We start from the raw sequence: 26,600 nt of genomic DNA, 5'->3' as shown, positions 1-26,600 counted from the left end.
GATACCGACCGGCCTCGTCGCGATTCCTGGTGGCAGGGACCGCGCGCGATGTCTCAACGGGTCCGGGAACCGCTCAGCAACCGCTGCAACAGGATGAAGACCAGCAGCAGCGCGCCGATCACGATCCGCGTCCACCACGAGCTCAGCGTGCCCTGGAAGCTGATGATGGTCTGGATCACGCCCAGCGTCAGCACGCCGAGCACGGTGCCCAGCACGAAGCCGGATCCGCCGGTCAGCAGCGTGCCGCCGATCACCACCGACGCGATCGCGTCCAGTTCCATGCCCACCGCGTGCAGGCTCCAGCCCGATAGCGTGTAGAGGGTGAACAGGATGCCGCCCAGCGCCGAGCAGAATCCGCTGATCGCGTACACGGTCACCTTGGTGCGGGCCACCGGCAGGCCCATCATCAGCGCCGACTGCTCGTTGCCGCCGAGCGCGTAGACCGTGCGGCCCAGCCGGGTGTAGTGCAGCACCACGAACGCCACGGCCACCACCGCCAGTGCGACGAGCATCCCGATCGACAGGAACACCTCTGAGCCGAGGTGAATGCGCTGCTGCGCCAAGCGGGTATACGTACCGTCGGTGATGGTGGTCGAATCGGTGCTGATCACGTATGCCAGGCCGCGGGCGAGGAACATGCCCGCCAGCGTCACGATGAACGGCTGGATCTCGAAATACTGGATCACCGCGCCCATTCCGGCGCCGAACAGCGTGCCGCCGGCCAGCATCGAGGGCATCACCACCGCCGCGGGCCAGCCGTGCTGGGTGACCAGCCACGCCGACACCACCGTGGTGAGCGCGAGCACCGCTCCCACCGACAGATCGATGCCGCCGGTGAGGATCACGAAGGTCATGCCGACGGCGAGTACCAGCAGAAAAGCGTTGTCGATGAACAGGTTCACGAACACCTGCGGGTAGCCGAAGGCGGGGTAGCGGGCCACACCGACCGCGTACATGATCGCGAACAGCACGGCGGTGGCGAGGACCGGAACGTACCGGTTGCCGCGTACCGCGCGGGCCCAGCGCCAAGCGGCACCGGTCTTCGACTGTCGTGCAACGACTCCGGTCTCCGGTGGCGCCATCGAGTGCAGGGTGATGTCTGTCGGCCGAGGGAGTTCCTCGATCGCGGTGTCCGCCTGTACCGGTTGCGGGACAATGCTGTTCGAGTCGCCATGCGGGACAGGGTGATCGGGCTCCGGTCCCGGTTGCGGGGGAGCGCTGCCCGAGTAGGCGCGGGCTGGGGTGTGGCCGGCGTCCGGTCCCGGTGCGGCGTCGCCTGATTCGGCGGGGGTCGCGTGGTCCGATTCCGGTTGTGGGGCAACGTTGTACGTCTCGGTCGCGTCCGGATTCGGTGGTGCTGCGGCGTTCTCCGTGGACGCGGAAGCGGTGCGGGGTGAGGGGGTGCTCGCGGCGTTCATGCCGGAACCTCCGCGGGGGTCGGGGCGCGACGGCGCCGGGGCGGCCGGATGCGGGCGCGGAAGGCGGGGGACTGGATCAGGCAGACGGCGATCACCACGACCGCCTTCCACAGCAGGCTGGTCTGCGGGGGGACGCCGATGGTGTAGATGGTGGTGGTCAGGGTCTGGATCACCAGGGCGCCGAGAATGGTGCCGCCGAGGTGGAATCGGCCGCCGGTGAGCGAGGTGCCGCCGAGGACGACGGCGAGGATGGCGTCCAGTTCGATCCACAGGCCGGCGTTGTTGCTGTCGGCCGCGGTGACGTTGGAGCTGGTCATCAGGCCCGCGACGGCCGCGCAGCAGGCGCACACCACGTAGACGGCCACGATCAGGCCGGTGGCTCGCACACCGACCAGGCGGGACGCCTCGGCGTTACCGCCCACCGACTCCAGCAGCATGCCGAGGGCCGTGCGGCGCAACAGGATCGCCAGCAGCACCAGCACGCCGGCGGTGATCAGGACCGGCACCGGGATCGTCGCGAGGTAGCCGCCGCCGATCACCTTGTACGGCGGGCTGTGCACGGTCACGATCTGGCCCTGCGTGACCAGCTGTGCGATGCCGCGGCCGGCCACCATCAAAATGAGGGTGGCGATGATCGGCTGAACACCGAAGCGGGCCACCAGCATTCCGTTCCACAGGCCGAGCCCCACGGCGACCGCGAGCACCAGCACGACGGCCACCAGGACCGCGCCGACCGAGGACTGGTCGGCGCCGTGCGCGATGTGCACACAGGCCAGCGCGCCCGCGATCGCCACCACCGCGCCCACCGACAGATCGATGCCTCGGGTCGCGATCACCAGGGTCATGCCCAGCGAGATCAGCACCAGTGGTGCGCCGTAGCGCAGGATGTCGATCGGGCTGCCGTACAGGTGGCCGTCCTGGATGCGCACCGACAGGAATCCGGGAGTGCGGGCGGCGTCGATCGCCAGCAGCGCCACCAGGGCGGCGGCCGGCCAGAGCAGCCGGTGCCGCAGGATGTTCGTCAGGATCTTCATGAGACCGTCCCGCTCGCAATGGTTTCCATCAGCCGGTCCAGGGTGAGGGTGGCGTCGTTGGGCAGCTCGGCGACCAGGCGGCGGTCACGCAGCACCTCGACCTTGTGCGAAAGTCGCAGCACCTCTTCCAGTTCCGCGGAGATGAACAGCACCGCCATCCCGTCCGCGGACAGCGACATGACCAGGCGCTGGATCTCGGCCTTGGCGCCGATATCGATGCCGCGGGTGGGCTCGTCCAGGATCAGCAGCCGCGGCCTGGTCACCAGCCAGCGGGCGAGCAGCACCTTCTGCTGATTGCCGCCGGACAGGAACTTCACCGCGATGTCCGGATCCGGCGGTGTGATCCGTAGCGCCGCAATGTATTCCAGGACCAGTTCGGTGCGCTGCCGGGCCGGGATCGGCCGGGACCAGCCGCGGGCGGCCTGCGCGGCGAGCAGGATGTTCTCCCGCACCGACAGATCCAGCACCAGGCCCTGGGTCTTGCGGTCCTCCGGGCAGAACGCGATGCGCTGCGCGATGGCCGCGCGCGGCGACCGCAGCGGCATCGGCGTGCCCGCCATGGTGATGCTGCCGGAGGCCGGCCGGTCGGCGCCGAACAACAGCCGCGCCACCTCGGTACGGCCGGAGCCGAGCAGTCCGGCCAGCCCGACCACCTCACCCTCGTGCACGGTGAGATCGAAGGGAGCGACGGAATTGCCGCGGCCGCCGAGGTTCTCGGCCCGCAGCAGCGGGGTGTCGCGGGTTTCGGCGGCCGGTTCGGGATGTTCGCGCTCGATCTCGTCGAGGGCGCGCAGCGCGGTGCCGAGCATCGCGGCGACCAGATCCTTGTGGGTCAGCTCCGCGACCGGATACTCGCCGACGCGAGTTCCGTTGCGCAGCACCGTGGCCCGGTCGCAGATCGCGAAGATCTGGTCGAGGAAGTGGGTGACGAACAGGATCGCCACCCCGTCCGCGGCCAGCCGCCGCATCAGCGTGAACAGCTGCGCCACCTCGCCGGAATCCAGTGAGGAGGTGGGCTCGTCGAGCACCAGCACCCGGGCGTCGAGGTCGACGGCGCGGACGATGGCGATGAGTTGCTGGATCGCCGGCGAATACGAGCCGAGCGGGGCGGTCACGTCGATGTCGAGGTGTAGCCGGGCCACGAGTCCGGCCGCCGCCCGGCGCATCGCGCGGAACCGGATGAGCCGGCCCCGGCGCGGTTCGCGGCCGATGTAGATGTTCTCCGCCACCGAGAGATTGGGGCAGAGGTTCACCTCCTGGTAGACGGTGCTCACCCCGGCCCGCTGCGCCTGCTGCGGGCCGGAGAACCGCACCGGCGCACCGTCGAGCACGATGGCGCCGGTGTCGGCGGTGTGGAGGCCGGTGAGCACCTTGATCAGCGTCGACTTGCCGGCGCCGTTCTCCCCGACGAGGGCGTGTATCTCGCCGGGGAACAGGCGCAGATCGACGCCGGACAACGCGGCCACGCCCGCGAAACGCTTGCCGATGCCGGTCATTCGCACCAGGGGGGCCGGATCGGCCGCCGATGTGGTCGCGTCGTCCATGCGGGATCAGTACTTCCGGTCGGGGAGGGCGGCCTTCGCCTGCTCCGGGGTGAAAGTGGTCTCCTCGGTGACGATCCGCTTCTCGATCGGCTGACCCGCCTTCACCTTCCCGACCAGATCCATCAGTTGCGGTCCGAGCAGCGGATTGCACTCGACGACGTAGTTCTCCTTGCCGTCGACCTCGGCCTGCAGCGCGTCGTGCACACCGTCGATGGACAGGATCTTGATGTCCTTGCCCGGCTTCAGACCGGCCTCCTCGATGGCCTGGATGGCGCCGAGCGCCATGTCGTCGTTGTGCGCGAACAGCACGTCGATCCTCTGCTTCGAGGCGAGGTAGGCCTGCATGACCTCCTTGCCCTTGGCGCGGGTGAAATCACCGTCCTGCGAGGCGACGATCTTGAACTTGGGGTCGGTGCCGATGATGTCGGCGAAGCCCTTCTTGCGATCGATGGCCGGCGCGGAACCGGTGGTGCCCTCCAGGACCGCGATGTTAACGGTCTCATTCGAGCCCTTGTACTGATCGGCAACCCACTGCCCGGCCTTGTGGCCCTCGGTGACGAAGTCGGATCCGAGGAAGGTCTCGTACAGCGAGGTGTCCTTCGAGTCGACCGCGCGATCGGTCAGCAGCACCGGGATCTTGGCGTCCTTGGCCTCCTTCAGCACGGTGTCCCAACCCGATTCGACGACCGGCGAGAACGCGATCACGTCCACGTGCTGCTGGATGAACGTGCGGATCGCCTTGATCTGGTTCTCCTGCTTCTGTTGTGCGTCAGCGAATTTCAGGTTGATACCGGCGGTCTTGGCGGACTCCTGGATGGACCGGGTGTTCGCGGTGCGCCAGCCGCTCTCGGCGCCGACCTGGGAGAAGCCCAGGGTCGGCCGGTCGTTGCCGCTCCCGGACGAGCCGCACCCGGCGAGGGCGGCGGTGGCGAGGGTGAGGACACTGGCTGCGGTGACAAGCCTCTTCATCACGGTGGGTTCCCTTGCAGTGAATCGGGATGGGAGTTTTGTCTGATAGTGTTAGCGCTCACATTCTTCTCGTCAAGGGTATGAGAGAAACCGGCCACCGTCGGTAATATGCGGGCATCGGTTGACGCTCATGGCAATTCGCCGCGACCGGGCGCGCCGTGGCGCCCGGCGAAGTGAGCGCTAACCTGAATCGTCGGGATCGGGGTCGGGACAACGGAACTCCACGACTCGTGGAAAGGCGGAGTTGTGAGAGACAGGGACAGGCATGCCCCGGTGAAAGTGGCGAAGGTGGCGGGGGTGCGGCCCGCGGTGATGACCGATGTGGCCAAGCTGGCCGGGGTGTCGCATCAGACGGTGTCGCGGGTGCTCAACGGGAGCCCGCAGGTGCGGCAGGAGACCCGCGACCGGGTGCTGCGCGCGGTGGAGGAGCTCGGCTACCGGCCGAACGCGATGGCGCGGGGGCTGGTCAGCCGCCGCTCGAAGGTGCTGGGTGTGGTCACCTTCGACACCATCCTGTACGGGCCGGCGTCGATGATGCTCGGCATCGAGCGGGCGGCGCGGGCGGCGGGGCACGGGGTCAGCATCGTCACGCTGGAACGGGTCGACCGGCACGGGGTGCTGGACGCGGTGAACACGCTCGCCGACCAGGGCGTCGACGGGGTGATCATCCTGGCGCCGCAACTGGCGGCGGCGGCCGCGCTGCACAATCTGCCCGCGCGGCTGGTGGCGGTCGCGGTGCAGGCCGGGCACGACGCGGGCCTGCCCGCGGCCTCGATGGATCAGCACGAGGGCAGCCGGCTGGCCGTGGAGCATCTGCTCGCCCTCGGGCACGAGACGGTGTGGCACGTGTCGGGTCCCAACGGGTGGCTGGAGGCGCGGGATCGCGTCGACGGGTATCGGCGCACGCTGGAGGCCGCCGGGGCCAGGATTCCGCCGATGATCAGCGGGGACTGGAGTGCGCGGTCCGGGTACGAGGCGGGGCTCGTGCTGGCCGGGCAACCGGGGGTGACGGCGGTGTTCGCGGGCAACGACCAGATGGCGCTGGGGCTGCTGCGGGCCTTCACCGAGCGCGGCATCCGGGTGCCGGACGACGTGTCGGTGGTCGGCTTCGACGACATCCCCGAGGCGGCCTATCTGTCGCCGCCGCTGACCACGGTGCGGCAGGATTTCGACGAGGTCGGCCGCCGCAGCATGCAACTGCTGCTGCAACTGCTGGAGTACGACGGGGAGATCCCGGACCCGCCCGCGGTGCTGCCGACGCTGGTGGTGCGGGACAGCTCGGGTGCGCCGAAATAGGTTGTGGCGCAGCGCATATGTCCGGCGCACGGTGCCGTCGAACGCCGCGCGGCGCACAGGCTTCGGCGACCAGGTGTCGTCCCGCCGGGTGCGACGCTCGGCGGTCGTGACGGCCTGCGTGCGAAACAGGTTGTGCTGAGCCGGGCCCGGCACGGGCCGCCCCACCGCGGCGCGGCGGCGGGAGCGGGACCGGCGGGCGGGCACCAGGAGTGCTACGGCCGCGAGCGCGGGGCGGCCGTAGCGCTCAGGATGCCGCGCGCTTCTTGTTGTAGACGTCGAAGGCGACCGCCGCCAGCAGAACCAGGCCCTTGATCACCTGTTGCCAGTCGCTGCCGACGCCGAGCATGGACATGCCGTTGTTCATCACGCCCATCACCAGGGCGCCGACGATCGCGCCGACCACCGTGCCGATGCCGCCGCCGGCGGACGCGCCGCCGACGAAAGCCGCTGCGATGGCGTCCAATTCGAAGTTCTGCCCGGCCTTCGGGGTGGCGTCGCCGAGCCGGGCGGCGAAGATGATGCCCGCCAGCGCCGCGAGCACGCCCATGTTCACGAACACCCAGAAGGTGTTGCCACGGGTGTTGACGCCGGACAGTTGCGCGGCCTTCTCGTTGCCGCCCACCGCGTAGATGCGGCGGCCGATCACCGTGCGGTTCATCACGAACGAGTACGCCAGGATCAGCACCACCAGGATCAGGCCGATGATCGGAATTCCGTTGTAGGAGGCCAGAACATAGGCGAACGCGCCGATCACCACGCCGAGCGCGACCATCTTCGCGACGAACAGCGAACGCGGCCCGGCGGGCAGGCCGTAGGAGCGCCGCCGGCCGCGCACGCGCACCTGCTGCCACACCAGGGCCGCGATCGACGCGATACCCAGCAGGACGGTGATGCCGTGCAGATCGCCGACCACCAGGTGCACCACGACGCCGTGCCGGAAGCCGTCGAAGACCACCGCGTGGATCGGCAGCCAGTTCGGCACGTAGCCCGCCGCGATGTTGACGAAGCCCTGCGGGAACGGGCCGATCGACTGGCCCTGCAACACCAGCTGCGCCAGCCCGCGGAACAGCAGCATGCCGCCGAGGGTCACGATGAAGGCCGGGATCTTCACGTAGGCGATCCAATACCCCTGCCACACACCGATCACCGCGCCGAGCAGCAGCCCGGCGACCACCACCACCGGCCACGGCCAGTGCCAGTGCACGATCGCGATGCCGGTGAGCGCGCCGACCAGCGCGCACACCGAGCCCACCGAAAGGTCGATGTGCCCGTTGATGATCACCAGCATCATCCCGACGGCCAGCACCAGGATGTAGCCGTTCTGCAGGATGACGTTGGTGACGTTCAGCGGGGTCAGCAGGCTGACGCCGTCGGAGAGCCGCACCGTGGTGAGGATCTGGAACAGCACCACGATCGCGATCAGCGCCACCGTCATGCCGTACTGGCGGACGTTGCCGCGCAACGTATTCCGCAGCGCCGCCAGTGCGCCGGTCTGCTTCCCGGCGGTGGCCGCGACGATCTCGTCGGCGTTCTCGCCCTCGGTGATCAGATCCTGCAGGGTCACGACGGCACCGCCTCGGTCGTACCGGTTCCGGTCATCAGTCTCATCACTGCCTCCTGGGTCGCTTCGGCTCGCGGCAGCTCACCGGTGATGCGGCCGGCGCTCATCGCGTAGATGCGGTCGCACAGGCCCAGCAGTTCCGGGAGTTCCGACGAAATGACCAGCACGCCTTTGCCTTCCGCGGCCAGCTGCGCGATGATCAGGTAGATCTCGTATTTGGCGCCGACGTCGATGCCGCGGGTGGGCTCGTCGAGGATCAGCAGTTCCGGTTCGGTGAATATCCACTTGCCCAGCACCACCTTCTGCTGATTGCCGCCGGAGAGGTTGCCGACCTTCTGGAACACCGTGGGGGTCTTCACCGTCAGCCGGGTACGCAACTTCTCGGCCGCGGCCACCTCGCGGTGGGCGTCGATCACCGAATGCGTCGACACCGCCGCGAGATTCGCGAGCGTCATGTTGCGGCGGATGTCCTCCTCCAGGATCAGCCCGTACTGCTTGCGATCCTCGGAGACGTAGGCGATCCCGGCCGCGATCGCGTCGCGCACCGTCGAGAGTTTCAGCGGCACACCGTCCTTGCGGACCGTGCCGCGGATGTTGCGGCCGTAGGAGCGACCGAACACGCTCATCGCCAGTTCGGTGCGGCCGGCGCCCATCAGCCCGGCGATGCCGACGATCTCGCCGCGCCGCACCCGCAGCGCCGCGTCGCGGACCACCTGCCGGTCGGCGATCGTCGGGTGGTCCACCGTCCAGTGCTCGAGTTCGAACAGCACCTCGCCGATGTCCGGTTCCGGCCGGGGCGGGAAGCGGTGGTCGAGGTCGCGGCCGACCATGCCGTTGATGATCCGGTCCTCGGTCACCTCGGTGGCGGCCAGCGTCTCGATGGTGCGGCCGTCGCGCAGGATGGTGACGGTATCGGCCACCGCCAGTACCTCGTTCAGCTTGTGCGAGATGAGGATCGAGGTGATCCCCTGCGCACGAAGCTCTTTCAGCAGCGCTAGCAGCGCCGCGCTGTCGGTCTCGTTGAGAGCCGCGGTGGGCTCGTCGAGGATCAGCAGGCGCACCTGTTTGGCCAGCGCCTTGGCGATCTCGACCAGTTGCTGTTTGCCGACACCCAGGGTGGAGACGAGGGTTTCGGGATCCTCGATCAGCCCGACCCGGGCCATCAGCAGCATCGCCTGCCGGTTGGTCTCCTGCCAGTCCACCGTGCCGGCGCGGCCGCGCTCGTTGCCCAGGAAGATGTTCTCCGCGATGGACAGCTGCGGGACCAGCGCCAGTTCCTGATGGATGATCACGATGCCGGCGGCCTCGCTGTGCCGGATGTCGCGGAACGCCATCTCGGCGCCGTCCATCAGGATCGCGCCGGAGTAGGCGCCGTGCGGGTACACCCCGGACAGCACCTTCATCAAAGTCGACTTCCCGGCGCCGTTCTCGCCGACGAGCGCGTGGATCTCGCCGCGAGCGACCTCGAAATCGACCTCGTCCAGGGCCTTGACCCCCGGGAATTCCATGGTGATCGAGCGCATTTCGAGAATGTGCTGCGTCACGGTCGCCTGCCTCTCTGCGGACCCCGGGAGCCGCCCCTCATCACGGCCGGCTCCCGGTCACCTGAACGTCTCCCGCGGCAACGGGATTCGGGTTCAGGCGAAGTCCTTCTCGCTGTAGTAGCCGCTGTCGATCAGGACCTGCTTGTAGTTCGCCTTGTCCACCGCCACCGGCTGCAGCAGATAGGACGGCACCTTCTTCTTGCCGTTGTCGTAGGAGTTGGTGTCGTTGATCTCGGGGGTGCCGCCGGTGAGGATGGCGCCGGTCATCTGCACCGCGGACTTGGCCAGCTGCCGGGTGTCCTTGAACACCGTCATGGTCTGCTCGCCCGCGATGATCGACTTCACCGACGCCTTCTCCGCGTCCTGGCCGGTGACGATCGGAAGCTTCTTGTCGCCCTTGCCGTATCCCACGGCCTTGAGCGCGGAGAGGATGCCGATGGACAGGCCGTCGTAGGGCGACAGCACCGCGTCGACGGTGGCGTTGGAGTAGTTGGCCGACAGCAGGTTCTCCATCCGGGCCTGCGCGGTGGCGCCGTCCCAGCGCAGCGTGGTCACCTGGGCCACGTTGGTCTGGCCGGAGCGCACCACCAGCTTGCCCGAGTCGATGAGCGGCTTCAGCACCGACATCGCGCCGTCGAAGAAGAAGTAGGAGTTGTTGTCGTCCGGCGAGCCCGCGAACAGCTCGATGTTGAACGGGCCCTTGCCCGGTGCCGCGCCGAGGTGGTCGACGATGTAATTCGCTTGCAGCACACCGACCTTGAAGTTGTCGAAGGTGGCGTAGTAGTCCACGTTCGCGGTGTCGCGGATCAGCCGGTCGTAGGCGACGACGGCGATCTTGGCGTCCTTGGCCTTCTGCAGCACGCCGGTCAGCGACTTGTTGTCGATGGCCGCGATCACCAGGGCCCGCACGCCCCGGGTGATCATGTTCTCCAGCTGCGACACCTGGGTCTCGATGACGTCCTCGGCGTACTGCAGGTCGGTGTCGTAGCCGGCCGCCTTGAACTGGGCGACCATGTTGTTGCCGTCGGCGACCCAGCGTTCGGACGATTTGGTGGGCATCGCGATGCCGACCTTGCCGCCCGCCTGTTTCGTTGTGCCGGAACCGGAATCGACGGAGCACGCCGCCGCGGCGAGCAGCGCCGCCGCGCTGCCCGTGACGGCGAAGAATCGGCGGCGATCGAGTTGAACCATCGGTGACTCCCTTGTCTGTCTATACCTGGACGAATTCGATTCCGGACGACCGGCAGAACACCCGCCAGTCCTCGGCGTGCCGGCCCACGTTGAGCACCTGGTGGTGCGGGCCGCCCGCGGCGAGCCAGCCGTCCATGCAGGCGCGCACGCCGCTGTCGGGCCGGAACTGGCCGTAGGGCATCTCCAGTTGCGGCAGCGGGGCGGCGTCGAGTACCTCGCCCTCGGCCACCACCAGCCGGAACCGCTCCCCGCCCAGCGACACCAGACAGGCCAGGGTGGCGGGGCCGGGCCGATACCGGAACAGGAACGTCGGCGGCGCCTCCAGCCGGCCGATGCCCAGTTCGCGGTGGATCAGCCGCACCGGCTCGTCGTCGCGGGCGACGCGCCAGTTCCCCTCTCCCATATGGCTCATCAGGATCGAATCGGACGGGAAGTCCATGGCGTACATCTCGGTGAAGTGGCCCTCACCGATCAGCTGATGCCCGGCGTACACCATCGCCGCCGCCAGCGCGTCGCCCTCGGCGCCGTAGCCGTAGCCCTTGGCCATCAGGCTGGACGCCGCAGCCAGCGGCAGGCGCCGGAACCGGCCGTCCTCGCCGATGGCGTCGAAATGCGTGGAGTAGGCCCGATATCCGCGCTCGACGAGGATCTTCTCGATCGCCAGCTGCATCCGGGCGTGGTCCTCGCGTTCGGCGGCGGTGAGATCCGGGTCCACCTCGAATCGCGCGTTCTCCCAAGCGATCAGCGCGTCCACCTCGGCGCCGGGGACCTCCAGCGAACCGCGGTACAGATCGCCGGGCGCGACGAAGGAGATCTCCGGGCCGAGCGCGCGCAGCAGTGCGTTCTCGTCGACCCGGATGTCACCCATGTCGTTCATCGCGTAGCCGAAGATGCCGACCTTCAACGACTTCCACGCGGTGATCGCCCGCGCGGACCGGGCCCAGCGGTCCACCCGCTCGGCGAACTCCGGCGCTCGCCAGTCATCGGTGATCACCTCGAACGACCGGTCCGCGCGCACCATCGCGTTGGCGGTGTCCTGGGCGCCGTGGATGCCCTGGTTGTAGGTCATGTCGGCCATGTCCCAGGCCGCGGTCACCTGCGGTTCGGGCTGAATGTTGGCCAGCAGCACCGGAAGCCGATTCTCGTTGAACAGCCGCGCGACCCGCATCGCCGGGCCGTAGGTGAGCAGCACGACCATCACGCCGTCGAGGTCGGCGTTGACGAATTCGCGCATCACCTCCTCGGCATCGGTGCGATCCTTCACCGGGCGGCCGACGGTCCAGTCGGCGACATCGGCGAGCCGGTCCGCGATCTCCCGCGCGTAGCCGGACTGGCGCTCGGTGATACCGGGAATCATGTGGTCGTACAGCGCCTGCATGATGCCGAGCAGGCCGATGCGCGGTTTGCGCAGGGGCACACCGGATTCGGTGGCCACGGGGGCAGCGGATGTCATCGATCGACTCCTTCGGCGGCCGCGCTCAGCGCTGGCCGTAGACGTTCTGGTAACGGTCGTAGAGGCGGTCCACATCGGCCTGCGGCAACGGCGCCGGCTCGCCCAGCTGCCGGGCGATGTGCACCGTGCGCGCGACGTCCTCGCACATGACGGCCGCCTTGACCGCCGCGCGGGCGCTGCCGCCGAGCGCGAACACGCCGTGGCTGCGCAGCAGGATCGCCGGGGAGCGATGTCCCGCAAGGGTTTCCACCACCACCCGGCCGATGTCGTCGTTGCCGATGAGGGCGAACGGGCCGACCGGGATCTCCCCGCCGAACTCGTCGGCCATCGCGGTGAGGGCGCAGGGGATCGGCTCGCCGCGCGCCGCCCAGGCGCTGGCGTAGGTGGAATGGGTGTGCACGACGCCGCCCACGTGCGGCATCGCCCGATAGATGTAGGCGTGCGCGGCGGTGTCGCTGGACGGGGACAGGTCGCCCTCGACCGGATTCCCGTGCAGGTCGCACACCACCATCGACTCGGGGGTCAGGTCGTCGTAGGACAGGCCGCTGGGCTTGATGACCAGCAGATCCGCCCCGGGTACCCGGGCCGAGACGTTGCCGGCGGTCCACACCACCAGACCCCAGCGGATCAACTCCCGGTGCAGGCCCACCAGTTGGGCCCGCAGCGTGGCGATCGAGTCGGCGACACTCATGCTGTGTTCATCGGGCACGAGTGGAGGGCCTTCGTGGTGATGCTGCGCTGCCGCCTCCGGCCCCGGTCCACTCATGCTGTGTTGATGGGGCATGTGTGGAGGGCCTTCGTGGTGATGCTCCGCTGCCGTCTCCGGCCCCGGTCCACTCATGCTGTGCCCTCCTTGCGGGCCTCGTTGCGGATGCGGCGCAGGCGGTGCAGCACGTCGTTGCCGCCGCGGCCGAAATGGTCGTGCAGGAGCCGATATTCGGCGTAGAGCGCGTCGTAGGCGGCGGCCCGGTCGGGATCGGGCAGATAGGCGGCGCGCCGCACCCGGCCCATCGCCTCCGACGCGGTCCGCACGTCGGGATATGCCCCGGCGGCGACCGCGGCGTGGATCGCCGAGCCCAGGGCCGGGCCCTGTTCGGAGTCCAGCACCGACAGCGGCAGCCGGGTGACGTCGGCGTAGATCTGCATCAGCAACGCGTTCTTCAGCAGGCCGCCCGCGACGATCAGCTCCCGCACCGGCACACCCGCCGACTCGAACGCGTCGATGATGACGCGGGTGCCGAACGCCGTGGCCTCCAGCAGCGCTCGATACACGTCCTCGGGGGCGGTGGCCAGGGTCAGGCCGGCGATCAGGCCCGACAGGTCGTGGTCGACCAGCACCGAGCGGTTGCCGCTGTGCCAGTCCAGTGCGATCAGCCCGTGCTCGCCGACCCGCTGCCGGGCGGCCAGTTCGGTCAGGTATTCGTGCGGATCCAGGCCCAGCGCCGCGGCCCGCTCCGTGTACGAGGCGGGCAGCGAGGAGTCCACGAACCACGCGAAGATGTCGCCGACCCCGCTCTGTCCCGCCTCGTAACCCCAACTGCCCGAGACGATTCCGCCGTCGACCACGCCGCACATGCCCGGCACCTCGGCCAGCCGGTCGCCGTTCATGACGTGGCAGGTGGAAGTGCCCATCACCGCGAGCATCCGGCCGTCGGCCACGGCCTGCGCGGCGGGCGCGGTGACGTGCGCGTCGACGTTGCCGACGGCGACCGCGATCCCGGGCCGCAGACCGGTCCAGCGCGCCGCCTCCGCGGTCAGGCCGCCGGCGCGGGCGCCCAGCGGCGACAGCGGATGGTCCAGTTTGGCGACGAAGTCCGCGAATCCGGGATTCAGCGCGGCCAGGTACTCCCGATCGGGCCGGACGCCGTCCTGATGAATGCCCTTGTAGCCGGCGGTGCACACGTTGCGGGACTCCGCCCCGGTCAGCCGCCAGACAATCCAATCCGCAGCCTCGATGAAACGTGCTGTAGCGGAATAGATCTCGGGATCCTCCTCGAGCAGTTGCAGCCCCTTGGCGAACTCCCACTCGGCGGACACGCGGCCGCCGTACCGGCCGATCCACGGCTCGTCCCGCTCGTGCGCCAGCGCGTTGATCCGGTCCGCCTGGGCCTGGGCCGCGTGGTGTTTCCACAACTTCGGGTAGGCGTGCGGCCGGTCGGCGTACTCCGGCTCGCGGCACAGCGGCGTCCCGTCGGCGAGCGCGGGCAGTACCGTGCAGGCGGTGAAATCGGTGGCGATGCCGACGACGTCACCCGGATCGACGCCCGCGTCCGCGACCGCCGCCGGCACCGCCGCGCGCAGCACGTCGAGGTAGTCCTCGGGATCCTGTAAGGCCCAGTCCGGCGGCAGCGCGGCCCCGGAGGCCGGCAGGGTGCGGTCGATGACGCCGTGGCGATACGCGGTGACGGCGGTGCCCAGTTCCGCGCCGTCCCGCACGCGGACCACGAGCGCACGGCCGGACAACGTGCCGAAGTCGACACCGACCACGTACTTGTCGGTCATGTATGGCTCCCTGCTATGTTAACGCGCACATTGTTACCTGGGACACTGGTCGAGTGTCAAGGTATGCCCGGATTTCCCGCCGTCGATCTGCGGTTTCGGCTGCGGCGCAGCCGAATCGAGACGTAAAATGGACAGTGGCCGACTGTGTCCCGAAATGGGCCGTGACCGGGCATTGTGAGCGTTCACAACCGTGAATCTTCGGTGACGCGCCCGCGTGTCCGCGGATCCGTGACAGCCATCTGCTATTAGAGTCCAGCGTATGAGGTTCGGGGCGAGACGGATGTCGATGATGGCGCTGACTGCTGCCGCCGTCGCCGTCGGCGTAGGTTCCGCACCACCGGCCACCGCGGAGATCGTGCCGATGGCCCCGCACGAGAGGTCCTTCGAATCACCGTTCGGCGGCTTCACCGTCGGCACCCGGGACGAGACGATCAACCGGCTCCCGCCGATGAACATGGTCGGCACCACCCGCGAGGCGCTGGTCAGCCTCGTCTCCTACGCCAGCATCGAGGGCCCCGCCGGCGGCGTGCTGCGCACCGGCTACCACGTCGGCTGCGCGGTGGCCGTCACCCTCGCCACCCTCGGCAGCCAGTCCGAGGAACTGGGCGGTTTCTCCTACACCCCGGGCGCCACCAACCCCTACAACTTCAACGGGTACATCGCCCCCGAACCGCTGGCGACGGTCAACATCGCGCCCGGTGAGGTGAAGGAGGTCCAGCTGGCGGAGAAGGAACTGATCCCCGGCAAGACCGTCTCCACGATCATCCGCGACTTCCACATCATCGTGAACGCCTGCGAGGGCCCGGTCACCATCCGCCAATACGCCTACGTCTACGCCAAATCCGCGGAGGTCGACGACAGCGGCGCCATCTTCGGCGACCCGGCCTGGCTGTAGGCCGCCGGCCGCACGCGCTGCCGGGGATAGTAGGGGGTGTGCGCGAGCCCTGGCGCCGGGCAGAATGCCTATGGTGAGCGGTGAACGCCGGCCCCGTCCCCGGTTCGCCTCCGCCCGAACGGATGAGGACGCACATGGCCGACACCTTCGCGGTCGACCCGGCGGAACTCGCCGCGCAGGCTCCCATCTATCGCGGTGCCGGGGCGGAGCTGTCGGCGGCGCTGTCCCGGCTCTCGTCGGTGCTCGCCACCGAGGGGCGGTGCTGGGGTTCCGATGATCCCGGCCGGCAGTTCGCCCGAACCTACGAGCCGGACGTGGACGCGACGATCCGGAATGTCGAGAACCTCGCCCTGATCCTGCGGCAGACCGGCAACGATCTCGCCGGCGCCGCCGACTCGTTCGACCGGCACGACGACATCGGTGGCCGGTTGGTGTCGAACCGGGGTGGTCACCTCGCCGGGACCACCACGCCGAGTGGCACCGCGCCGGTTTTCCCCGCCGCGCCGATTTTCCCTGCCGCGCAGAGTTCTCCCACCGCGTCCGGCCCGGCCGCCGCGCGGGTGACCGCAACGCCGGACGCGTCGTCCCAGGCCGCACCGCCGGGTTATCCCGGTGCGGCGCAACCAGCACGGCCGGGGGTGAACGGCGGTCCGCGGGGCGCGCAGTACCCGGCGACCGGGATCACGGCACCGCAACCCGGTGGCGCCGGATTCCGCGCACCCGCCGGACCGCCGCTCGGGGCGTCCACGACCGGATCACCGGAACCGGTTGAGCCGTATGCCGACTCGGCACTCGCGCGCGACGTACCAGCGAATTCGATTGGCCAGGAACAAAATTCGTCAAGCGTCGACGCCGTTTCAGCCGGAACCGTTCCGGGCGTGGGTAATTCACCGACCACGGGAACATCGGCGGACGGTGGCCTCGATCCGGCGGTCGCGGCGGCGATCGGTGCGGCGGCGGCCGCGGGCTCGCCCGTTCCCGGTGCGCCGGATCCGGAGCACGGCCCGATGCCGCGTAGCCCCTGGACGCGACCCCGTCCCGGCCGCCGCAAGGACAAGGACGAGCAACGTACGAAGCAGCCGAAACCGGGCGCACCCGAGAAGCCCGCGGAGGCGGTGGATCCGGACCCGGCCACCGAGCCCGTCGTGCGGGTGGTGGCCGCCCGGCCGGACGGCCGGCGCGGGGGCGGCACCCCGTGGTCCAGCCCGAAACGAACCGGCCCCGATCCCGCAGAACGCACCACCGGTGAAGGATGACGATGCCCGCGTTCGATCTACCGGATCCGGCCGAACTACCCGCCGCCACCGCGGAGATGAAGCGACTCGTCGGTACCCTGCTCGACGGTCTCGACCAGCAGCGCGCGGACCTGCCCGGCGTCGTGGAACGGTTGTCCCGCGCCCGCTCGTCGGCGTGGTCGTCCGACCGGCTCGCCGAGGTGGTGGTGGACGCGTACGGAATCGTGGTCGAGGTCAGGCTGGCATCGAACGCGTACCAGGTCGCCACACCGGCACGCCTCGCGGGTTCCATCACCGAGGCGGCCCGGTCCGCGGCGGCCGAGGCGCAGCATCGGCGTGCCGAGATCACCGCGCCGATCACCGGCACCGCCGAATCCCTGCCGGACCTTCCGGACCTGTTCCCCGGTGCGCCGAGCCTGCGGGAGATCCGGGACATCGTCACCGCGGCCGCCGATCCCGTCGCGCCACCGCCGCGCGATGATATCGACGACGAATAAGTGCGCAATGCAGGCGGATGTCGCGCGGCGCCGGGCCGAATTCATGTGCCCGGTCTGCAGTAAAGTTGTGCCGACATACACGTGACCAGGGTCGGGAAATCATGGACTTGGAGCAGTATCTGAACGAGCCGGTCACACTGTTCGGGGTCGCGGACAATGTCGACGCGGGGGCCGTATTATGGTGCGGGCCCAGAGATCTCGTCTATATCGCCGGCCTGTCCGAATGGCCCACGGGCGATGTGAACAGTGGGTTCGAGGTTTCGGGTGTTCTGATCGCCGAGGGCGACGATGCCGATCTGCGCAATGAAAGTGGTGAGGCGATGCACGGAGTGGGTCGCCGCTACCTCGTTCGAGACGCTACATGGGAGCGTATCGATGACTGACGAGTGACGGTCAGCGCGGCCGGAACGAGGTGCGGGTGCGGTACTTTCGATGACGCTCACGATTCCGCCCGAAATCCCGTCCTGGGTGGTCACTGCGGTGGCCGGCCCGTGGCCGGAGGGCGACGAGGACGCCATGCGGCGGGTGGGTCACGCCTGGAACGAGCTCGGGGACGTCATCGACCGGGTGGACGAATTGACCGGGGCCGCACGGGAAAAGGCGCTCGCCGCCGTTTCGGGCGAAACCGGCGCGGCGCTGGCGGCGCACGGGATCGACCTGTCCGGCAATCTGGGGAAGGCCGCGCACGACTGCCGTAGTCTCGGCGAACAATTACTGAACAATGCGCTGCTCACCGAGTATACGAAGTACGTCATCATCGGATCGCTGGTGGCCCTGGTGGCGCAGTTGGCTGTCGATGCGTTCGCGCCCGGTATCGGTGAGGTGGAAGGCGCCACGCAGACCGCCGCCACGCGGATCACCATCCGCGCCGCGGTACGGGATCTGATCGAGAAACTCGGTACCGACGGAGCTCGCGCCGCCGCGGCCCGGCTCGGGAAACAGATCCTCTTCCGGGGTGTCACCCTCGGCGCGATTCAGGGCGGGTTGATCCCGCTCGGGGCCGATACCGCGCAGATGATCCAGGGCCACCGCCGCTGGGGTGATTTCGATTGGCGGGAAATCGGATTGGGTGTGCTCGCCGGCGGTGCGGCCGGGCTGGCGGGTGATCTCGTCGGTGGCCGGGCGATATCGGGAATGGAGCGGCTGCTCTCGCGGCGGAACGTGGGCTCGCCGTTTCTCGGTCGCGCGGTCGTCCGCTTCGCCGGCGCGGGCGCCGGCGGTGGCGCGGGCGCGATGGCCGGAATACTGGCCGTCGTGCCGTTCACCGGCTCGCCGGATTTCAGTTGGAAGCATGTGCTGCCCGGAATCGTCGGAGGCGTGATCGGCACGATGCCGCACGCCATGCGCGTCCACGGTCCGGGTAATCCACCTCCGCCGCCGGGTGGCGAGACAGTGACCGGTTCGCGGCGATCTCCCGATGGGGATTCGGCCCGGAGCGAACCCGGCGGCCCGGACGATCCGCCACCGCACTCCGGTCCTCCGCCGGGTGAGCAGTCGGGTGGACCGGTGGATACGCCTGTCGTGCGGGATGGCCGGCCGGTCGGTCCGGAACGTGCGCCGGGGGACCGGGATGTCGAAACCGCTGTGCGAGAAGATGTTCCGGATCCGGGTCAGAACCGGACTCCGGTGGTCGGTGGAGAAGCTGTTGTGCACGAGGGCGGCCCCGTTGTGCGGGAGGGCAGTCCTGTTGTGCGGGAGACAAGTCCGATGGCGGGGGACAGTCGTTCCGCTGTGCCCGATGGGCGGCCGGCCGCACGGGACGGACAGCCCAGCGTGCGGCCACGCGAGCCTCATGCGCGGGACGCCGAGCCCGTAGCTCGGGAGAGCACGCCGGTGATCCGAGGAGGTGAGCCGGTTGTGCGGGAGGGTGAGCCGGTTGTGCGGGAGGGTGAGCCGGTTGTGCGGGAGGGTGAGCCGGTTGTGCGGGAGGGTGAGCCGGTTGTGCGGGAGGGTGAGCCGGTTGTGCGGGAGGACGAGCCGGTTACGCGGGAGGACGAGCCGGTTACGCGGGAGGACGAGCCGGTTACGCGGGAGAGCGAACCCGTTGTGCGGGAGAGCGAACCCGTTGTGCGAGAAGGTGAACCGGTGGTTCGTGAGCCCGAACCTGTTGTGCGGGAGAGCGAGCCGCTGGTACGTGAGGCCGAACCGATTGTGCGGGAGGATGCGCCGGTTCTTCGAGAAGGTGGGGAGATTCCCGTCGTCGATGTGGACCGGGCACCGGTGGTCGACGGGCCTCCGGGTCGCACTGGTGAGGTGACGCCACGGGGCAGGGCGGCCGAGGACGGGGTTTTCGTCGGGCGGACCGGTGCCGGGGACATACCGGAGCATCTGGCCGGCACGGTCCGGCCGTCGGCCGAGCACCCCGGCGAGGTCCCCCCGCGGGTCGATCGAGCCGACGGCGAGGAGGCGCCGGCGGACCGACTCCCGGAGCAGGAGACGGAGGCCGAGCAGACCCGGGACCTGGGGGAACTGCGCGGTGTTCGGGAGGGCGAATTGCAGGTCGAGGGCGATTGGCGCGGGCGCGAGATGATGCCGCCGCTCGAGGAAACCCGAGCCGTCTATCTCAAGGACGATTTCATCGCGTTGTGGGAGAACAAGGTCGGCCGGCAGTTGAACGGCGTCGAACTGAATACGCTCGAACGCGGATGCGTCGGCGTGACCATGCTGAACCTGGGCCGGGATCGCGGCAGTCCGCCGATGAATCTGGCATTCAGCGATCCGGCCACCCACTTCGAAATCTACAAATCGGAGAAGGTCCTCGCGCCACTGGAGCAGGCGAACTCGGCGTTCAACAGCTACAAGCGATGGCTCGACGAGGCGCGAACCGAACTGGAGAACGCCCGGAAAGTGCCCGGGCGGGATTGGGATTCACCGGAGGTTCGGCAGGCGCGGGACAAGGTGGACTACTACGAGAAGGAGGTTGCGAAATACCGCAAGGAGGCGCGGAGTCTGGCCCGGAAATTGTCGGAGGACGACCAGCAGACCTGGGCCGGTGAGCGGGAACAGGCGAAACTGGAGCACGGTACGAGAACCAAGGATCTGGTGCTGGATTACAAACAGAGATTCGAGGAGATCCTGGCCCGGCGGCCCGCGGACACCGCAGAGTTCCTCGCCATGGTCGGCGCGGACCCGGTACTCGGCCGTTTGTCGGGAGTCGATCAGTTCCTGCCCGGCGGTAGTCCGTCGGAATGGGATGTGGTCATGTACAGCAAACATTTCTATTCCGGACAGGATTACGTCCGGGGCCCGAACGGAGAGTTCTACCGGAATCCCGACGGTACCTGGCGAACCGTGCACACCGACCCGAATCCGGCTGCGTTCGCACCGAATCCGGACACTGGGCAGGTCGATATGTCGCGGGATCTCTTCACCCCCAAGGGCTGGGGTATCTGCAACTTCGACTACGGGTGGTACCTACCGGAGAGCGACAGCTGGCTCAGCGGCAACCATAGGGAATACGAGGATCCGGCGAAGCGGGAGTCCGACCCGATGCGGGTGTATCACCAGGTGGACAGCCGCTTTCACAGCTACGGCAAGAGCTACGACAGCGCGGTGATCGCGCTGGCCTTCCGGCGGGCCATGTGATCCGCCCTCACCCCCGTCAGGACTGTCCAGCTTCGTCCAGCTTCGTCGACAACGGGTGGTGGCGGGGAGATGTAATACTGGCGTTCGACCAGCGAGAATCGAATCGCGTCGGCCCGCGCCGCCGATCAATCTGCCGCTACCACGCCGTCGAGGATGGGTGATGGAATACGACCGACCGGACACCGGCGAACTCCGGGCGGCCACCGCGGACGCCGCGGAGCAGCCCGTCGATGATCCCGACGACGAGCGCTGAGGTCGGACGGCGAGCGGAAGCGGCAGGTGTTCGTGATCCGCTCACTCGGGGACGCTGTGAATGTGATGAGGGAACGTCTCGCCACGGTCATCGTCAGAACCGGCGAACACCGCGGTGGACTCCAGCCGGTCACCAGCGAACTCAGGGTCCGGGTGCGTGCCACGGAATTGGCCGACATATTCGGACGTTCCGCCGAATTCGAGGCCGCATGGCCCGTCGGCGAGGCGGAGACGATCCGGTCGGCGTCGGATTCGACCTATATCCGGGGCCGCGAACTCGACGGCGCCATGGATGTCACCCGTATTCGCGAATTGATCGACACTTCGGACGGCACCAGCGATCCGGGCCTGGGCGAGATCTGCCGTCTGCAGGGCTACGATCGCCTGCCCGTGCGAACCGACGCCCAGGGCGTGGATTCGGTGGTCGCGGCCGGGGGCCGCGAGTTCTTCCGTGGCGTGACCGACCCGCGTTTCGCCGATGAATTCAAGACCGGCTCCTATTTCCCTGGGCGCGCGTCCGTCAATGCCACCGGCAACGGGACATATGTGACCACCGTGCGCGAGGTCGCGCAGAACTACGCCGACGGCAATCCCGCCGGCGTCATCCGGATGGCTTTGCGGCCCGATGCGCGAATCACTCATTTACGCACTCTGGACGACGAACACCATGACTGGATAGTGCGGATGAACGGCGAGCGCGATCGACTCGATGCGATGGAGCAGACTCCCGAGGTCACCGCTCGCCTGCGGGAGTTGGAGGATGCGTGGTGGGTCAATAGTGACTTGGGCCGCTTCGCGGCTTCGCGCGGCTACGACGCCTATGAAACTCTCGGCGGCTACGCGCGTTACGACGACCGGTACTGGGTGGTGCTGAACCGTAGCGCTCTGATTGTCGAGCGGTGAGCGCAGCCGGCAGGAGGCGCTGATCCGAGGTCCGGCCACGCCGTCCGGGTTTGTCCAGGTTTGTCCAGACTCGGCGGCGCCGTGGGGCGAGTCCGGATCTAATTTTGGTATTCGACCAGCGCTGGCCGGTGCCGGCGAATGCCCGGCGTCGCGACGAACGGTGATCACGAGTCTGGAGACGACCGAAATGCGTTGGGGAACCATAGGTAGCATCGCCGGAACCTTGATCGGCGGCGCGGTGGGCGGGATGATCGACCCGTTCGGTGGCGAGGTGGCCGGCGCGATGATGGGTCAGGTGTTGTTCAGCGGCGGCGGTGCCGCCGTGGGGCAGATGATCGGTGGAATGATCGGCGATCACGAGGATGCCGGCACCGCAATTGCGCACTCGATGATCAGTTTCGCCTCGGCGGGTGTGCCCGCCGGGGGAACCGGAGCGCTGGCCGCGAAGCTCGGCGCTGATGGTCTGTTCAACGGTCTGTTGTCGGGCGCCGCCGGCTCCCTGTCGGTCCCGTTCATCAACCACGGGCTCGACGAGTGGCGATCGCTGATGGACCGTACGATCGCGGACCGGAACGCGGGAGTGTGGATCGGCGGTTCGGTCGATGATCTGAACGAGAAGATCGCCGGCGCCACCGCACAGGGCTTCCTGTTCCAGCCGAATCTGATGCCCGCGAACATGCGCACCTGGTACGCGAGTCTGGCCGACCTGCTGGCCGCGCACTGGCGCAACCTCGGCCATCCGGACTCGAGCGGCCGGCCGCCGCAGACGGTGGTGCCCTCGTCGGTGTCGACGCCGCCGCCGCTCACCGGCAGCGCCGCGAAACAGTACGACATCACCGCCGATGATCTGCGCACCAACATCCAGACCTTCATGAAGCTGGACAATGCACTGGTGGGCCAGGTCGACACCACGAAGGCCAACATCACGACGGCCAGGAAAAATCTCGTCACCCTGACCGACAACATCAATGATTCGATTCGAAGCGGGGACGGCAACGCCGCCGGTTACGAATCCATGATCAACTTCGCCCTGAACCGGATCGTGTCGACCATGAACGACGCCATCTACGCGCAGTCGCTGACGGCGGGCACCATCACCAAGCTCGCTCCGACTCCGAGGTAACGCCGCCTCACCCCGTCAGGCAGCCCGGCCCCAGCAGCGCCTTCAGATCGCCCATCAGCGCGGAGCTGGGGGAGACGCGGAGGCTGTCGGAGACCTTCAGCAGGGTGGTTCGCTCGCGGGAGCCGACGTGGCGGATGTGGACGTCGGCGGTGCCGGGGTGGCTGGAGAGGACGCGTTTGAGGGCGCCGAGTTTGTCGGGGGTGCACAAGCGGGTGGGGATGGTGACCGAGAGGGGTTTCTCCACGCCGATGGCCGACAGGTCGGGGACCACCAGGTCGTTGGCGATCAACGAGATCCGGTCGTCGCGGGCGGAGACGCGGGCCTTCACCAGGACGACCGCGTCCTCGGTGACGTCCATACCGAAAGCCGAATAGGACTGGGGGAAGAACAGGACCTCGATACCACCTGAGAGATCCTCCAATTGGGCCGAGGCCCAAGGCATTCCGTTCTTGTTGATGCGCCGGGTGACCGAGGCGAAGATGCCGCCGACGGTGACCTGGGTGCCGTCCTTGATGTCGCCGCCGAGGATGGCCGGGATCTGGGTGTCGGACTGCGCGCTGAGGACGTGCGCGACGCCGTCGAGCGGATGCCCGGAGACGTAGAGGCCCAGCATCTCTCGCTCCAGGGCGAGTTTGTGCTTGGTCTCCCATTCCTCGTCGGGGACCTTCACATTGAAGACACTGGAGACCGAGTCGTCACCGTCGTCCAGGCCGCCGAACAGGTCGAACTGGCCGATCGCCTCGGCCTTCTTGGTGGCCATCACGGCGTCGATGGCGTCGGAGTGCACCAGCAGCAGGCCCTTGCGCGGATGCCCCAGCGAGTCGAAAGCGCCTGCCTTGATGAGGGATTCGGCGACCTTCTTGGTGCAGGCCACGGCGTCGATCTTGTTGAGGTAGTCGGAGAAGTCGGTGAACTTCGACTTCTCCTTGCGGGCGGAGATGATCGAGGCCACCACGTTGGCGCCGACGTTGCGGACCGCGCCCATGCCGAACCGGATGTCGTTGCCGACGGAGGCGAAGTTGTGCTCGGACTCGTTGACGTCCGGCGGCAGCACCTGGATGCCCAGGTGGCGGCAGTCGGCCAGATAGACCGCCGCCTTGTCCTTGTCGTCGCCGACCGACGTCAGCAGGCCCGCCATGTACTCGGCCGGATAGTTGGCCTTCAGGTACGCCGTCCAGAACGACACCAGGCCGTAGCCGGCCGCGTGCGACTTGTTGAACGCGTAACCGGCGAACGGGAGGATGGTGTCCCACAACGCCTTGATGGCGGGCTTGCTGAAACCGTTCTCCAGCATGCCCTTCTCGAAGCCCTCGAATTCGGCCTCGAGCACCTCGGCCTTCTTCTTGCCCATCGCGCGGCGCAGGATGTCGGCTCGGCCGAGCGAATAACCGGCGACCTTCTGCGCGATCTGCATGATCTGCTCCTGATACACGATCAGGCCGTAGGTGTCGCGCAGGATCTCCTTCAGCGGCTCTTCGAGCTCGGGGTGGATCGGCTTGACCTCTTGCCGGCCGTTCTTGCGGTCGGCGTAGTCGTTGTGGGCGTTCATGCCCATCGGGCCCGGACGGTACAGCGCGAGCACCGCGACGATGTCCTCGAAGCCGGTGGGCTGCATGCGGCGCAGCAGATCTCGCATCGCGCCGCCGTCGAGCTGGAACACGCCCAGGGTGTCGCCGCGGGCCAGCAGTTCGTAGGTGGGCGGATCCTCCAGCGGCAGCGTGTCCAGGTCCAGGTCGACGCCGCGGTTGGCCTTGATGTTCTCCAGGGCGTCACCGATGACGGTGAGGTTGCGCAGGCCCAGGAAGTCCATCTTCAGCAGGCCGATGGCCTCGCAGGAGGGGTAGTCCCAGCCGGTGATGATCGCGCCGTCCTGCGGGCGTTTCCAGACCGGGATCGCGTCCATCAGCGGTTCGGAGGACATGATGACCGCGCAGGCGTGCACGCCGGCGTTGCGGATCAGGCCCTCGAGGCCGCGGGCGGTCTCGTAGATCTTGGCGACGTCCGGGTTGGTGTTGATGAGCTCCCGGACCTCGGCGGCCTCCTTGTACCGCTCGTGCTCGGGATCCATGATGCCGGACAGCGGGATGTCCTTGGCCATGATCGGCGGCGGCAGCGCCTTCGAGATCTGGTCGGCGATCGCGAAACCCGGCTGACCGAACTGCACACGGGCCGAATCCTTCAGCGCCGCTTTGGTTTTAATCGTACCGAAGGTGATCACCTGGGCGACCCGGTCGCTGCCCCACTTCTCGGTGGCGTAGCGGACCATCTCACCACGGCGGCGATCGTCGAAGTCGATATCGATATCGGGCATCGACACGCGTTCGGGGTTGAGGAACCGCTCGAACAGCAGGCCGTGCGGGATCGGGTCGATGTTGGTGATGCCCATCGAATAGGCGACCAGTGAACCGGCCGCCGAACCGCGGCCCGGGCCGACACTGATGCCGACCTCGCGGGCGTGGCTGATCAGGTCGCCGACGACGAGGAAGTAGGCCGGGAAGCCCATCTCGATGATGACGCTGAGCTCGTAGTCGGCGCGGTCCAGGTACTCCTGCGGCGGGCCGCCGGGGAAGCGGCGGTCGAGCCCGCGCAGCACCTCGCGGCGCAGCCAGGAGGCCTGTGTCTCGCCCTCGGGCACCGGGAAGATCGGCATCCGGTCGCGGTGGGTCCAGACGTCGTCGTAGGGCTGGACCCGCTCGCCGATGCGGACGGTGTTGTCGCAGGCGCCGGGGACCTCGTCGTCCCAGATCGCGCGCATCTCCGCGGCGGACTTCAGGAAGTAGCCGGAACCGTCGAACTTGAACCGGGCCGGGTCCGAGAGCGTCTTGCCGGTCTGCACGCACAGCAGCGCTTCGTGGTTGGCCGAATCCGACTCGAACACGTAGTGGCAGTCGTTGGTGGCCAGGGGCGGGATGTCGAGCTTGCGGCCGACCTCGATGAGGCCCTCCCGGACCCGACGCTCGATGGACAGGCCGTGGTCCATGATCTCGAGGAAGAAGTTCTCCTTGCCGAAGATCTCCTGCCACTTGGCCGCCGCCTCCAGCGCCTCGCGCTCGTGACCGAGCCGCAGCCGGGTCTGCACCTCGCCGGAGGGGCAACCGGTGGTGGCGATGATGCCCTCGGCGTGCGCGGCAATGATGTCCGCGTCCATCCGGGCCCACTTGCCCAGCTGGCCTTCGATGGAGGCCAGCGACGACAGCTTGAACAGGTTGCGCAGACCGGTCGCGTTCTCGGCGACCATCGTCATGTGGGTGTAGGCACCGGAACCGGAGACGTCGTCGCTCTTCTGGCCCGGGTCGCCCCACAGCACGCGCTTGGTGTCGAACCGGGACGCGGGCGCGATGTAGGCCTCGATGCCCACGATCGGCTTGACGCCGTACTTCTTGGCGGTGTTGTAGAACTCCGAAGCGCCGTACATGTTTCCGTGGTCGGACATGCCGACCGCGGTCATCTCCAGCCGCTGCGCCTCCTTGAACAGGGGCGTGATCTTCGCCGCGCCGTCGAGCATCGAGTACTCGGTGTGGTTGTGCAGGTGAACGAAAGATTTCGGCGAGGCTGACACGACAGGAGAGTATGCCTCACCCCCGACAGGTTTCGTCGG

The 26,600-nt window shown here is 68.2% G+C and carries 18 protein-coding genes and 1 pseudogene; 8 read left to right on the top strand and 11 right to left on the bottom strand.

The window, feature by feature from the left end; genetic code table 11:
• Window positions 1–53: 53 nt before the first annotated feature.
• Genes yjfF through NRB56_RS05130 form a run of 4 tightly spaced genes read right to left on the bottom strand, consistent with a single transcriptional unit; the run spans window position 54 to window position 4,965 of the window.
• Entirely contained in the window at window positions 54–1,418 is a 1,365-nt protein-coding gene (yjfF, locus tag NRB56_RS05145; RefSeq protein ID WP_227837186.1) for a galactofuranose ABC transporter, permease protein YjfF, read from the bottom strand.
• Window positions 1,415–2,452, bottom strand: a complete 1,038-nt coding sequence (locus NRB56_RS05140; protein ID WP_153339312.1) for an ABC transporter permease — start codon at window positions 2,450–2,452, stop codon at window positions 1,415–1,417. The genes yjfF and NRB56_RS05140 overlap by 4 nt, the downstream gene beginning before the upstream one ends.
• Window positions 2,449–3,996, bottom strand: a complete 1,548-nt coding sequence (locus tag NRB56_RS05135; RefSeq protein ID WP_153339311.1) for a sugar ABC transporter ATP-binding protein — start codon at window positions 3,994–3,996, stop codon at window positions 2,449–2,451. The genes NRB56_RS05140 and NRB56_RS05135 overlap by 4 nt, the downstream gene beginning before the upstream one ends.
• A gap of 6 nt (window positions 3,997–4,002) precedes the next feature.
• On the bottom strand, window positions 4,003–4,965 hold the full coding sequence (locus NRB56_RS05130) for an ABC transporter substrate-binding protein (protein ID WP_153339587.1): 963 nt from the start codon (window positions 4,963–4,965) through the stop codon (window positions 4,003–4,005).
• Between the two features lie 273 nt (window positions 4,966–5,238).
• Here NRB56_RS05130 and NRB56_RS05125 point away from each other — a divergent pair, with 273 nt between their 5' ends.
• Window positions 5,239–6,261 (top strand): LacI family DNA-binding transcriptional regulator, encoded by a 1,023-nt coding sequence (locus NRB56_RS05125; protein WP_319942576.1) that lies wholly within the window; start codon window positions 5,239–5,241, stop codon window positions 6,259–6,261.
• 244 nt (window positions 6,262–6,505) lie between these two features.
• On the opposite strand, the gene mmsB is transcribed toward NRB56_RS05125, so the two are convergent.
• The 6 genes from mmsB to araB form a co-directional block, all read right to left on the bottom strand.
• Window positions 6,506–7,825 (bottom strand): multiple monosaccharide ABC transporter permease, encoded by a 1,320-nt coding sequence (mmsB, locus tag NRB56_RS05120; RefSeq protein WP_319942575.1) that lies wholly within the window; start codon window positions 7,823–7,825, stop codon window positions 6,506–6,508.
• A complete protein-coding gene (gene mmsA, locus NRB56_RS05115) occupies window positions 7,822–9,366 on the bottom strand; it encodes a multiple monosaccharide ABC transporter ATP-binding protein (RefSeq protein ID WP_456320173.1) in 1,545 nt (514 codons plus the stop codon). The genes mmsB and mmsA overlap by 4 nt, the downstream gene beginning before the upstream one ends.
• Window positions 9,367–9,459: 93 nt before the next feature.
• On the bottom strand, window positions 9,460–10,557 hold the full coding sequence (chvE, locus tag NRB56_RS05110; protein ID WP_153339309.1) for a multiple monosaccharide ABC transporter substrate-binding protein: 1,098 nt from the start codon (window positions 10,555–10,557) through the stop codon (window positions 9,460–9,462).
• 19 nt (window positions 10,558–10,576) lie between these two features.
• Window positions 10,577–12,010 carry an L-fucose/L-arabinose isomerase family protein gene (locus NRB56_RS05105; protein ID WP_153339308.1) on the bottom strand — a complete coding sequence of 478 codons (1,434 nt, stop codon included), beginning with the start codon at window positions 12,008–12,010 and terminating at the stop codon, window positions 10,577–10,579.
• Window positions 12,011–12,035: 25 nt separating this feature from the next.
• Window positions 12,036–12,701, bottom strand: coding sequence for an L-ribulose-5-phosphate 4-epimerase (locus NRB56_RS05100; RefSeq protein WP_153339307.1), 666 nt, complete (start codon window positions 12,699–12,701; stop codon window positions 12,036–12,038).
• A 146-nt stretch (window positions 12,702–12,847) separates the two neighbouring features.
• Window positions 12,848–14,512, bottom strand: a complete 1,665-nt coding sequence (gene araB / locus NRB56_RS05095; RefSeq protein ID WP_153339306.1) for a ribulokinase — start codon at window positions 14,510–14,512, stop codon at window positions 12,848–12,850.
• Window positions 14,513–14,771: 259 nt separating this feature from the next.
• Here araB and NRB56_RS05090 point away from each other — a divergent pair.
• The 7 genes and pseudogenes from NRB56_RS05090 to NRB56_RS05060 all read left to right on the top strand — a co-directional run.
• Window positions 14,772–15,335: pseudogene (locus tag NRB56_RS05090) on the top strand (MspA family porin); the annotation flags it as partial.
• Between the two features lie 206 nt (window positions 15,336–15,541).
• The gene (locus tag NRB56_RS05085; RefSeq protein ID WP_153339305.1) at window positions 15,542–16,663 is read left to right on the top strand and encodes a WXG100 family type VII secretion target; all 1,122 of its coding nucleotides are present in this window, start codon (window positions 15,542–15,544) and stop codon (window positions 16,661–16,663) included.
• A gap of 2 nt (window positions 16,664–16,665) precedes the next feature.
• Window positions 16,666–17,139: a YbaB/EbfC family nucleoid-associated protein gene (locus NRB56_RS05080; RefSeq protein WP_153339304.1), complete on the top strand. Its 474-nt coding sequence runs from the start codon at window positions 16,666–16,668 to the stop codon at window positions 17,137–17,139.
• A gap of 101 nt (window positions 17,140–17,240) precedes the next feature.
• A complete protein-coding gene (locus NRB56_RS05075; protein ID WP_153339303.1) occupies window positions 17,241–17,522 on the top strand; it encodes a hypothetical protein in 282 nt (93 codons plus the stop codon).
• A 49-nt stretch (window positions 17,523–17,571) separates the two neighbouring features.
• The gene (locus tag NRB56_RS39605) at window positions 17,572–20,724 is read left to right on the top strand and encodes a WXG100-like domain-containing protein (protein WP_153339302.1); all 3,153 of its coding nucleotides are present in this window, start codon (window positions 17,572–17,574) and stop codon (window positions 20,722–20,724) included.
• A gap of 315 nt (window positions 20,725–21,039) precedes the next feature.
• Window positions 21,040–21,879, top strand: coding sequence for a hypothetical protein (locus NRB56_RS05065; protein WP_194290728.1), 840 nt, complete (start codon window positions 21,040–21,042; stop codon window positions 21,877–21,879).
• Window positions 21,866–23,002 carry a hypothetical protein gene (locus NRB56_RS05060; RefSeq protein WP_153339300.1) on the top strand — a complete coding sequence of 379 codons (1,137 nt, stop codon included), beginning with the start codon at window positions 21,866–21,868 and terminating at the stop codon, window positions 23,000–23,002. The genes NRB56_RS05065 and NRB56_RS05060 overlap by 14 nt, the downstream gene beginning before the upstream one ends.
• A gap of 7 nt (window positions 23,003–23,009) precedes the next feature.
• Here NRB56_RS05060 and dnaE read toward each other — a convergent pair whose 3' ends face one another.
• The gene (gene dnaE, locus NRB56_RS05055; RefSeq protein ID WP_319942574.1) at window positions 23,010–26,561 is read right to left on the bottom strand and encodes a DNA polymerase III subunit alpha; all 3,552 of its coding nucleotides are present in this window, start codon (window positions 26,559–26,561) and stop codon (window positions 23,010–23,012) included.
• Between the last annotated feature and the right edge of the window lie 39 nt (window positions 26,562–26,600).

The organism is Nocardia aurantia (genome assembly GCF_009604425.1).
Taxonomy (GTDB): Bacteria; Actinomycetota; Actinomycetes; order Mycobacteriales; family Mycobacteriaceae; genus Nocardia; species Nocardia aurantia.
This window is presented reverse-complemented; position numbering and strand designations above follow the sequence as displayed.

Coding starts and splice junctions, on each gene's coding strand:
- NRB56_RS05130 (WP_153339587.1), bottom strand. CDS start 4,965: ATGAAGAGGCTTGTCACCGCAGCCAGTGTCCTCACCCTCGCCACCGCC.
- NRB56_RS05135 (WP_153339311.1), bottom strand. CDS start 3,996: ATGGACGACGCGACCACATCGGCGGCCGATCCGGCCCCCCTGGTGCGA.
- NRB56_RS05085 (WP_153339305.1), top strand. CDS start 15,542: ATGGCCGACACCTTCGCGGTCGACCCGGCGGAACTCGCCGCGCAGGCT.
- araB (WP_153339306.1), bottom strand. CDS start 14,512: ATGACCGACAAGTACGTGGTCGGTGTCGACTTCGGCACGTTGTCCGGC.
- NRB56_RS05105 (WP_153339308.1), bottom strand. CDS start 12,010: ATGACATCCGCTGCCCCCGTGGCCACCGAATCCGGTGTGCCCCTGCGC.
- NRB56_RS05080 (WP_153339304.1), top strand. CDS start 16,666: ATGCCCGCGTTCGATCTACCGGATCCGGCCGAACTACCCGCCGCCACC.
- NRB56_RS05140 (WP_153339312.1), bottom strand. CDS start 2,452: ATGAAGATCCTGACGAACATCCTGCGGCACCGGCTGCTCTGGCCGGCC.
- NRB56_RS05100 (WP_153339307.1), bottom strand. CDS start 12,701: ATGAGTGTCGCCGACTCGATCGCCACGCTGCGGGCCCAACTGGTGGGC.
- yjfF (WP_227837186.1), bottom strand. CDS start 1,418: ATGAACGCCGCGAGCACCCCCTCACCCCGCACCGCTTCCGCGTCCACG.
- NRB56_RS39605 (WP_153339302.1), top strand. CDS start 17,572: ATGACGCTCACGATTCCGCCCGAAATCCCGTCCTGGGTGGTCACTGCG.
- NRB56_RS05075 (WP_153339303.1), top strand. CDS start 17,241: ATGGACTTGGAGCAGTATCTGAACGAGCCGGTCACACTGTTCGGGGTC.
- chvE (WP_153339309.1), bottom strand. CDS start 10,557: ATGGTTCAACTCGATCGCCGCCGATTCTTCGCCGTCACGGGCAGCGCG.